This window comes from Streptomyces sp. NPDC042002 (assembly GCF_055588305.1).
In genome coordinates this window covers 1-8,663 of the sequence record NZ_JBVJCT010000020.1, presented here as the reverse complement: position 1 = coordinate 8,663, position 8,663 = coordinate 1, and the positions used below count along the sequence as shown (strand labels likewise).

Here is an 8,663-nt window from a genome sequence, read left to right as displayed (position 1 = left end):
CACCACGGGAGCCGTCACACCACGACAGCCCCCACCACGGGAGCCGTCACACCACGACAGCCCCCACCACGGGAGCCGTCACACCACGACAGCCCCCACCACGGGAGCCGTCACACCACGACAGCCCCCGCGACATCCCGCCCGCCAAGGTGACCGCCACACCACCTGCGACAACAGCCACCCACCCCCTGCCACCCGGCGCCGGCGTGCGCGGACCCACCGCCCCCGCCGGCACCCCGGCGGCATACAACCCCTCAGGAACAGCACCCCCGCCATACGCCAACAACCAGAACACCCAACGGCAAAGGACCCCCGACGAACAGAACTGTCCGCCCTCCGCCCCGAGCATCGCGCAGCCGGCCCGCCTGCCGCCGCGGCGACAGGCAGGCCCGCCCCGACGGCCCACCAACCGGTCCAGACCCCGACCGACACAACCCAACCCGCCCACACCCACCAGACAAAAGACGCCCCACAGACAACCTCACCCACAGCCATAAGGACACTCATACTGTCTCCTCGTCGGCGGCCAACCCGATGCCCGGGTAGTACTTTCGCCGGTTGGACAGGATCATCTGCTTCAAAGATGCCAGTCCCACCACCCCCCCGGACCCGCGCCGCGAAAGACAGGGACGAGACGGCCGGTGCCTCCTCATTCCGGCACCACGTCCTGTAGGCCGCGTAGAGGCCGGCCTGTTGCGACCTCAGGACCGGATCGCACCGGCAGCACCCGGCGAGGAAGCCTCCGATGCGGTCCTCGGTCTCCACGTACGCCGTGGTCACGATGCGCACCGGCTCCGGACCCAGCAGGTCCTTCTCCCCGCCCAGGTAGCGCCGCGCCCCGAGCACGAGCCAGCCGAGGAGGCCGGCCCCTTCCTCCATCACGAGGATGCCTGCCAGGTTGTCGACCTTCCGGTGATCCGGCACGACCCGCTCGAACGGGATCAGCCGCATCCGCCGCCAGAACGCGAACCCGCCCCTCCCCGCCCCGGGCCGGCGGTTGCCCAGCAGCCACAGCTTGCGGGCCGGCTGGAAACTGAAGAAGCCCTGCCTCATCCGCCACGCCTTGATGCGGTCACCGCCGGTCAGCAGCTTCACCCGTGCCTCGCCGAAACGGTCCCCCGGCTTGACCTCGTTGCACACAATGACCCGGCGCCCGTGCAGCTCCCCCAGGCCGGTGGGGTGTCCTTCCCAGGGCCGACCCATGAGGAATCCGGGCGGAGCGGCGTCCGCGCAGTCGCCGACAGGCCTCATCACCACGTCCAGCAGCACCGACTTGCCGTTCTCGGCCGGCACGTCGACGGCCCCGCGTATGCAGCGGTAGACGGCCGCGATGCCGATCTCGAACCCCGCGGCGAGCCGGGCGTACGTGTCGCCGCATCACAGATGGGCCAGGGCCAGCAGGGCCTGACGGCCGACAGGCAGACGCCGCCATCACATGCCGATCTCCCCCCGGTGAGCGGCCGGTCACCTCGTCAGGCGCCACAGCATACGGCTGGACAGACCGGACGAAACGCGAGATCATCCGCTGCCTCAAGCGCTACGTCCTCCGCGAGGTCTACCACCTGATTCGACCCGCTCCACGGACGATCCCCGCAACGAGTTGACAGCTATAGGAGCGTCAACGCTCCCGCGGAGGACCTGTGGATGCTGATCAAGACCGAGTGCGTTCGCAGCCGGGTCTTCACCACCAGGGCCGAGGCGAACCTCGCGCTCTTCGAGTACATCGACGGCTTCTATAACCCCCGCCGCATCCAGAAACGACTCGGCTACCTCAGCCCGATCGAGTCCGAGGAGAAGCACTACGCCGACCAGGTATCCGCCGAACGAACGAATCTGAAACCCTGTCAGCCCTCCCTGACCTGCTGATCAGCGACTGCCGCACAGCGGGGGAAGCTCACACCGACAACTCGCGCTCCGCCGTGGTCGCGGCGAGGCCCGGTCGGCTCGTCTCAGTGATCGGGCTTTCGGTTGGGTCAGAGTGTCAGCACGATTTTCCCCTGGGTGCGGCCGGACTCGATGAGCTGGTGGGCCTTGGCGGCGTCGGCCAGCGGCAGGGTGCCCTCGACGTACGGGCGCAGCTGCCCGGTATCGACCAGCCTGGTGATTTCCTGGAGTCCTATGTGATCCGGCTCCACAGTGACGCCGGCGAATCGTCTCCCGGCCGCTGCGGTGGCCTGCTGAAGTGCGGTATCGGCACGGTCCACCACGGTGACCAGAAGGCCGCCGGGGCGTAGGGCGTGGAGCGATCGCGGGCCGTAGTCGCCGCCCACGGTGTCCAGGACGAGGTCGGCGTCGGTGACGACGTCGGTGAAGTCGACGGTGCGGTAGTCGATGACTTCGTCCGCGTCGAGGCCGCGGACGAAGTCGTGCTTGGCCGCGCTGACGGTGGCGATCACGTGGGCGCCGCGGGCTTTGGCGATCTGGATGGCCAGGTGGCCGACGCCACCGCCTCCACCATGGATGAGGACTCGTTGCCCGGCTTGGACCTGTGCGGTGTCGACGATGCTTTGCCAGGCGGTGAGTCCAGCAAGTGGCAGGGCCGCGGCGTGGGCGTGGTCGACAGCTGCGGGCTTGCGGGCCAGCTGGCGGGAGGGCACGGCGACATACTCGGCGTAGGCGTTGCCAGCCCGTGGGAAGAAAGGCATGCCGTAGACCTCGTCACCGACCTGGAAGCGGGTGACGCCGGGGACGACCTCTTCGACGACGCCGGAGATGTCCCAGCCGAGGACGAATGGAGGCTCGCCGAGCAGGGGGAAGGCCCCGGAGCGGACCATCGCGTCGACCGGATTGATGGCGGCCGCGTGGACCCGGACCAGCACTTCGGAGGGCAACGGCTGTGGCCGGTCCATCTCGGTGAGTTCGAGGACTTCGGGGCCGCCGAAGGAACGCTGGGTGATCGCGTGCATGTCTGTACTCCTGGCAGTTGGATATCGGCAGTTGAGGGGGATCAGGCGTTGGGGGTGTGCTCGTCGAGGAAGGTGGTGATGAGTTCCAGCCACTCCTTGGGCCGCTCGGCGAACGGCAGGTGACCGGTGGCGATTTCGGCCAGCCGTGCTCCGGGTATCTGGTCGGCGAGCTGCCGGTGCAAAGCGGGTGAGACCAGCGGATCACCGGTCGTGGAGATCACCAGGGTGGGGGCGGTGATACGGGCAAGGTCGTCCCGGACGTCGATCCGGCGGACCAAGTCGGTGTGCTCCGGCGTACCTGGCGGAATTGCCTCGGCGAGGAGGTCGGCGCCGGCCCGCAGCTGGCCGCGCGTGAGCGCGTTCAGCGCGGGGGCGCTGAGTGCCACCAGGGTCAGGTATTCGGCCAGCAGCGAGCGGTCACCGGATTCATGCAGTTTCTGCCAGACCGATGCGGCTAGATCCAGCTTGCCGTCCCGGTGGGCGAAGGCCGCAGTCAGCACCAGGGCGTTGACGCGCTTCGGGTGACGTGCGGCGGCGCGGATCGCGATGGGGCCGCCGAGTGAGAAGCCGGAGATCGCGAAGGTATCCAGTCCCTCGGCGTCCGCGGCGGCCACCAGTTGGTCGGCCAGCTCGTCCACATCGAGGGGGTTCTCGGACCTGGGGGTTTCCCCGGTGCCTGGGTAGTTGGCGCCGACGACCCTGTGGCGCGCGGCGAGCCCGTCGAGGATCGGTCCGTAGTTCCCCTCGACGCTGCCGCCGGCGCCATGGGCGAGGAGCAGTCCAGGGCCGGAGCCGCGGACGATACGGGCGAAGACGGGCTCGGGCAGGGCGGGTGCGGCCGGGACGGGCACGGGCATGACAGATCTTCCCCCTGGCTTCGGCGAATCGGCTTTAGCGATCGCTACAGCACGGAAGGTAGCACAGCTTTAGCGATCGCTATAGACTCGTTTCATGAGGACCACACGCGCGCAACGACGCGCCTTCGACCGGGACGAGGCACTGGAGGTCGCACTGAGGGAGTTTTGGCAGTACGGCTACGAGACAACCTCTATCGCCTCGCTCACCCGGGCGATGGGTATCAATCCGCCAAGCCTGTACGCCGCCTTCGGCGACAAGCGGCAGCTGTTCAGCGAAGTCGTCCAGCGCTATGCCCACACCCACGGCAGCTACGGGACCCGCGCCCTGGCGGAACCCACCGCACGCGGCGCCGTCGAAACGCTGCTCCGGCTGGCCGCGGCCGAATACACCGACCCCACCCACCCTCCGGGCTGCCTGGTCATCAACGGCGCGACCAACTGCACACCGGCAGCCGAGGACGTCAAGGCCGAACTACGCGCCTTCCGCGAGGGGACCAAGCACGCTCTCAAAGAAAAGATCAACGCCGACATCGACGCAGGCCGCCTGCCTGAAGGCGCCGACGCTGGCGCGCTGGCCACGTTCTACGCGGCCGTCATCCAGGGCATGTCCACCCAGGCATGCGACGGGGTCGACCGCGAAGACCTCGAACGCGTAGCCGAGACCGCCCTCAACGCCTGGCCCACCAGCGCACCACACGAAACCCGATCCACCCCCGGCACCGCGCCCGGGACCGCGCCCCACTGACCGGGAGACAATCGCCAAGAGCATGTGCAACTGCTCCACTGAGACCGGGTATGCCGAGCGGCTCATGACGCTCCTCCAGATCGGAGGCCCGGCACGCCAAGACTGACGGGCGCGATACGGGTCAGCCGCTGGGTCTGTTCGCGCTTCTGCTGGAGGAAGGTGAGGGTGAGGTCGAGCCCTTCGACTTCTCCGAGCCAGCCCTCGTGTGCGGCTCGGCTGCGGCGGACCTGGAGGTCGTCGTCGATTTCATCGAGGCGGGCCAGCGTCTTCGGATTGATGGTGAGCATGGGGCAACGCAAACATGAACCTTCCCCGTGATGTTGGACACTCAATGCTTACGCTGCGAGGGCATGACCTTGTTCGTGCCGCTGCCGGATCTTCCGTGGGGTCAGGTAGCCCCAAGCTGGATGCCTCCGCAGCCGCCTGCGGTTATAGAAGGTCTCGATGAATGCGAAGATCTCGGCGCGGGCGGTGGCCCGGTCGGGCCATCGGCGGGTGCCGATCTCTTCCTTCAGCACTGCGAAGAACGACTCGGCGGCGGCGTTGTCGAAGCATGACCCGGTTCTTCCCATGCTCTGCCGAAGCCCCAACCGGCTTATCTCGCGCCGGAGTTCCTCGGAGGTGTATTCCGATCCGCGGTCGGAGTGCGCGATGCAGCCGGGCTGGAGGCGGCTGCGGCCGGCGGCCATCGCCAGCGCGTCGACGACCAGGGACGCCCGTGGTGGTCGGCCATCGAGTAACCGACGATCTCGCGGGTGGCCAGGTCCAGCCAGGTCGCCAGATAGAGCCAGCCCTCGCCGGTGGCGATGAAAGTGATGTCACCGACCAGCCTCATACCGGGTGCCGGAACGGTGAAGTCCCGGCCGAGCAGATCGGCCGCGGGCACCGCCCTCTTGGCCGGGCGGGTCAGACCCCGGCGTTTGCGGCGGGTGACCCCGACGATGTCGCGTTCACGCATGATCCGCTCCACTCGCTTGTGGTTGACCCGGTGGCCGAGTCTGCGCAGATCGGCGTGGATGCGTGGCACTCCGTAGGTACGTCTGGAGGCGATGTGCAACACCGTGATCTCGTGGGCCAGGGCATCGTCGGCGGCCACCCGGTCAGCTGACCATGCGCCACACGAGAAGGACCGCCCGACAACCAGCCCAGCCAGCGCCGGAATGCCCGATGCTACGGCTGCTCGGTCGCCGCTGGCAGGTTGTGCCATGCATGTCCGCAGTCGCCCTTGCAGTACGTCTCGCGGCGGCGAGTGTCAGCAACAGCGAACACAGAAACGAGGACGCGGAACGCCTTGACGTGTTCGGCGGAGGGCAGACCCGCGAACCCATAGCGGGGCGGGTCCATACAGATCATCACTGAGGGGTTGGCCGTGGGCTTCACACCGGACCGCGCCACCCCCGCACAGCCGTCCGCAGCCGTAATGTGCGCCTGCATCGCATAGCCGGCGACTTCCTGCAGAACCTCCTGCTGGCGTGTCGGGGCGAGGCCGGAGAACCAGCCCACACCAGCATCCAACGTACGGAGCCCTTGGGCGATTTCGTTGACGACCCGCTCGGTCTCGCGCCGGAAGGTGCTGCCGTCGTCGCCGCTCGGTTCGGTCATCGCTGGATGATTTCACGGCTCCGGTTCCGGGCGAAGGCCTGTTTCCGATCTCGGACCCAGAGAGAGGCGGGGCTCACCTGGTGTTTAGCCTCGGGCTTTCACGAGTAGGCTTGTGCGGGTCTTGATCAGATAGGCGGAGAGTGCTTCTGATCTGCAACGATGGGACTTGCCAGGGGTCCTGTCCGCCGTAAGGAGAGAAGCACCCTCCAGGTGAACGACCGCATCGGGTCGTACCCACCTGTCCGGGCCCTTGTCGGCTGTGGCGTGGGGTCTCGTAGGCGCCCGCAAAATAGCTGGTCCCGCGTGCGGCCTGTACAGGACCCTGAGCGTATGCCTCGACGTCTGATGTTCGTGCAGTTGAAGACTGGTTACAACACCGACCGCGGACCCTCGTGGATCGGATGGGTGGACTTCTCGAAGACCTGGAGCACTGCGTACTTTCACGGCAGGCCCCTGCGCCGTGCAGGGGGGATGTCCGACGCGAACTTCTACGACGTGCAGACCGACGAGGAGTTCTGGGTATCCGGGCCGAAGCGGGACCGCACCGACACCCGTTACGGCCCTTCCAACTCTGAAATCGAGCCGGACGCCGTCGAGACCTATCACGCCTTCCTGGACGGCGCGCCCCTGCCAGGCCGGGAAAACGGCTAACCTCGCGCCCTTGCCAGGGAGCGTGTCCGGGTCTTGATCAGATAAACAGAGAGCGCTTCTGACCTGCAACGATGGGACTTGTCGAGGGTCCTGTCCGCTGCAAGGAAAGAAGCACTCCCCAGGTGAACAAGCGTATCGGGTCGTATCCGCCTGTCCGCGTCCAGGGCGACGGCGGCGCGGTGGTCTCGCAGGCCGGCGGGGTGCTGCTGGTGGAGACCGTCCGCAAGTCCGGGCTGGACACGGCCATATCGGCGGCGTTGACGCCGTGGCGGAAGCTGCGAACGGTGCACGACCCGGGCAAGATCCTGCTGGACCTCGCCCTGGCGGTGGCGATGGGCGGGGACTGCCTGTCGGACGTGGCGATGCTGCGGGCCGAGCCCGCACTGTCCGGGACGGTGGCCTCTGACCCCACCGTCTCGCGCCTGGTGGACACTCTGGCCGGAGCGGGCCCCCGGGCACTGTCGGCGATCCGCCGGGCGAGGGCCGAAGTCCGCGAGCGGGTATGGACGTTGGCCGCAGCGGACGCTCCCGACGCGGACGGCCAGGTCATCGTGGACATCGACGGCGTGCTGGTACTGGCGCACTCCGAGAAGCAGGACGCTGCGGCGACTTGGAAGCGGACCTTCGGGCACCACCCACTGATCGCGTTTGTCGACCACGGCCAAGGCGGCTCCGGGGAGCCGGTGGCGGGGCTGCTGCGGCCGGGCAACGCGGGCAGCAACACCGCCGCCGACCACATCACCACGACGAAGATGGCCCTGGCCCAGTTGCCCAAGCAGTACCGGCGCGGCCGACAGACCCTGATCCGCACCGACGCCGCCGGCGGCACCCACAAGTTTCTGAACTGGCTGACCGCGCGCGGCCGGTGGCTGTCCTACTCGGTCGGAATGACGATCACCGATGCGGTCCACCAAGCCGTGCTGCAGATCCCGGTCTCGGCCTGGACCCCGGCGGTCGAACCCGACGGCCAGGTCCGCGACGGCGCCTGGGTGGCCGACCTGACCGGCGACGTCCTCAAGGGCTGGCCGGCCGGGATGCGGCTGATCGTACGCAAGGAACGGCCGCACCCCGGAGCGCAGTTGAGGCTCACCGACGCCGACGGGATGCGTCTGACCTGTTTCGCCACCAACACCACCGGCACTGCGATCGCGACCCTGGAACTGCGGCACCGCCAACGCGCCCGAGCCGAGGACCGCATCCGCGCCGCCCGCGAAACCGGGCTTCGCAACCTCCCCCTGCACCACACGGCACAGAACCAGGTCTGGCTGGAGATCGTCCAGATCGCCCTGGACCTCCTGGCCTGGATGCCGATGCTCGCCCTGACCGGCCAAGCGCGCCGCTGGGAACCCAAACGCCTACGGCTGCGGCTTTTGGGGGCTTCCCCTGAGTCGTGGACACCGTTTGCTATGCGGCAGTGGTCAGCGTAGTTGTTCGCTGCTCGAAGGCGATCGGGCTGACCTGGCCGATCGCTGAATGCCTTCTTCTCGTGTTGTAGCGGGTGATCCACCGGAAGACTGCGAGGCGGGCCTCGCGGACTCCTGGCCAGCGCTTCCGGCCTTGCAGGGTCTCCCGTTCCAGGGCCGCGTTGAAGCTCTCCGCAGCGGCGTTGTCCGCGCTTGTCCCGACCGCTCCGCGGGAACGGATCACGCCGAGTTCGCGGCACGCCTTCACGAAGTCCTTCGAGGCGTACTGGGCTCCGTTGTCGCTGTGGAAGATGGCCCCTGCCAGGTCGCCGCCGCGTGTGCGGGCCGCGGCGGCGAGGGCGTCGGTGACCAGCTCGGTGCGCATGTGATCGGCGATTGCCCAACCCGCCAGGCGCTTCGAGCAGAGGTCCAACACCGTTGTCAGATACAGGAATCGGCCGTCACCGACGGGCAGGTAGGTGATGTCGCCGACGTACTT

The 8,663-nt window shown here is 68.0% G+C and carries 12 protein-coding genes and 1 pseudogene; 4 read left to right on the top strand and 9 right to left on the bottom strand.

All coding sequences use genetic code 11. From position 1 onward, the window contains the following. Positions 1-46: 46 nt before the first annotated feature. The gene (locus tag ACZ6KY_RS26375) at positions 47-448 is read right to left on the bottom strand and encodes a DUF6009 family protein (RefSeq protein WP_469312759.1); all 402 of its coding nucleotides are present in this window, start codon (positions 446-448) and stop codon (positions 47-49) included. A gap of 55 nt (positions 449-503) precedes the next feature. Further along, positions 504-1,284 (bottom strand): annotated as a pseudogene (locus ACZ6KY_RS26370) (phage/plasmid primase, P4 family); the annotation flags it as partial. Between the two features lie 360 nt (positions 1,285-1,644). On the opposite strand from ACZ6KY_RS26370, the gene ACZ6KY_RS26365 reads away from it, so the two are divergent. Next, positions 1,645-1,866 (top strand): IS3 family transposase, encoded by a 222-nt coding sequence (locus tag ACZ6KY_RS26365; RefSeq protein ID WP_469312758.1) that lies wholly within the window; start codon positions 1,645-1,647, stop codon positions 1,864-1,866. Between the two features lie 107 nt (positions 1,867-1,973). Here the strand turns inward: ACZ6KY_RS26365 and ACZ6KY_RS26360 are convergent, their stop codons facing one another. Together ACZ6KY_RS26360 and ACZ6KY_RS26355 are read right to left on the bottom strand one after the other, a co-directional pair. Then, positions 1,974-2,906, bottom strand: a complete 933-nt coding sequence (locus ACZ6KY_RS26360) for an NADP-dependent oxidoreductase (protein WP_469312757.1) — start codon at positions 2,904-2,906, stop codon at positions 1,974-1,976. Between the two features lie 41 nt (positions 2,907-2,947). Next, the gene (locus ACZ6KY_RS26355; protein ID WP_469312756.1) at positions 2,948-3,763 is read right to left on the bottom strand and encodes an alpha/beta fold hydrolase; all 816 of its coding nucleotides are present in this window, start codon (positions 3,761-3,763) and stop codon (positions 2,948-2,950) included. A gap of 94 nt (positions 3,764-3,857) precedes the next feature. Here ACZ6KY_RS26355 and ACZ6KY_RS26350 point away from each other — a divergent pair, with 94 nt between their 5' ends. Further along, positions 3,858-4,508 carry a TetR/AcrR family transcriptional regulator gene (locus ACZ6KY_RS26350; RefSeq protein WP_469312755.1) on the top strand — a complete coding sequence of 217 codons (651 nt, stop codon included), beginning with the start codon at positions 3,858-3,860 and terminating at the stop codon, positions 4,506-4,508. A gap of 62 nt (positions 4,509-4,570) precedes the next feature. On the opposite strand, the gene ACZ6KY_RS26345 is transcribed toward ACZ6KY_RS26350, so the two are convergent. The 4 genes from ACZ6KY_RS26345 to ACZ6KY_RS26330 all read right to left on the bottom strand — a co-directional run bounded on the left by ACZ6KY_RS26345 (position 4,571) and on the right by ACZ6KY_RS26330 (position 6,110). Then, the gene (locus tag ACZ6KY_RS26345) at positions 4,571-4,795 is read right to left on the bottom strand and encodes a recombinase (protein ID WP_469312754.1); all 225 of its coding nucleotides are present in this window, start codon (positions 4,793-4,795) and stop codon (positions 4,571-4,573) included. Between the two features lie 48 nt (positions 4,796-4,843). After that, the gene (locus ACZ6KY_RS26340) at positions 4,844-5,080 is read right to left on the bottom strand and encodes an integrase core domain-containing protein (RefSeq protein ID WP_469312753.1); all 237 of its coding nucleotides are present in this window, start codon (positions 5,078-5,080) and stop codon (positions 4,844-4,846) included. A gap of 23 nt (positions 5,081-5,103) precedes the next feature. After that, entirely contained in the window at positions 5,104-5,604 is a 501-nt protein-coding gene (locus ACZ6KY_RS26335; RefSeq protein ID WP_469312752.1) for an IS3 family transposase, read from the bottom strand. A gap of 74 nt (positions 5,605-5,678) precedes the next feature. Continuing rightward, positions 5,679-6,110 (bottom strand): DUF5958 family protein, encoded by a 432-nt coding sequence (locus ACZ6KY_RS26330; RefSeq protein WP_469312751.1) that lies wholly within the window; start codon positions 6,108-6,110, stop codon positions 5,679-5,681. Positions 6,111-6,440: 330 nt separating this feature from the next. On the opposite strand from ACZ6KY_RS26330, the gene ACZ6KY_RS26325 reads away from it, so the two are divergent. Both ACZ6KY_RS26325 and ACZ6KY_RS26320 read left to right on the top strand, forming a co-directional pair. After that, the gene (locus ACZ6KY_RS26325) at positions 6,441-6,761 is read left to right on the top strand and encodes a hypothetical protein (protein ID WP_469312750.1); all 321 of its coding nucleotides are present in this window, start codon (positions 6,441-6,443) and stop codon (positions 6,759-6,761) included. Between the two features lie 122 nt (positions 6,762-6,883). Beyond that, positions 6,884-8,188: an IS1380 family transposase gene (locus tag ACZ6KY_RS26320; RefSeq protein WP_469312749.1), complete on the top strand. Its 1,305-nt coding sequence runs from the start codon at positions 6,884-6,886 to the stop codon at positions 8,186-8,188. Here ACZ6KY_RS26320 and ACZ6KY_RS26315 read toward each other — a convergent pair. After that, positions 8,166-8,663: IS3 family transposase (locus tag ACZ6KY_RS26315; protein ID WP_469312748.1), on the bottom strand; the 498-nt coding region annotated here is incomplete at its 5' end. The two genes, ACZ6KY_RS26320 and ACZ6KY_RS26315, sit on opposite strands and share 23 nt — an antisense overlap.

Bases quoted from the DNA above. Each gene is read 5' to 3' on its own strand.
- ACZ6KY_RS26365 (WP_469312758.1), top strand. From the start codon at position 1,645: ATGCTGATCAAGACCGAGTGCGTTCGCAGCCGGGTCTTCACCACCAGG.
- ACZ6KY_RS26360 (WP_469312757.1), bottom strand. From the start codon at position 2,906: ATGCACGCGATCACCCAGCGTTCCTTCGGCGGCCCCGAAGTCCTCGAA.
- ACZ6KY_RS26355 (WP_469312756.1), bottom strand. From the start codon at position 3,763: ATGCCCGTGCCCGTCCCGGCCGCACCCGCCCTGCCCGAGCCCGTCTTC.
- ACZ6KY_RS26350 (WP_469312755.1), top strand. From the start codon at position 3,858: ATGAGGACCACACGCGCGCAACGACGCGCCTTCGACCGGGACGAGGCA.
- ACZ6KY_RS26345 (WP_469312754.1), bottom strand. From the start codon at position 4,795: ATGCTCACCATCAATCCGAAGACGCTGGCCCGCCTCGATGAAATCGAC.
- ACZ6KY_RS26340 (WP_469312753.1), bottom strand. From the start codon at position 5,080: ATGGGAAGAACCGGGTCATGCTTCGACAACGCCGCCGCCGAGTCGTTC.
- ACZ6KY_RS26330 (WP_469312751.1), bottom strand. From the start codon at position 6,110: ATGACCGAACCGAGCGGCGACGACGGCAGCACCTTCCGGCGCGAGACC.
- ACZ6KY_RS26325 (WP_469312750.1), top strand. From the start codon at position 6,441: ATGCCTCGACGTCTGATGTTCGTGCAGTTGAAGACTGGTTACAACACC.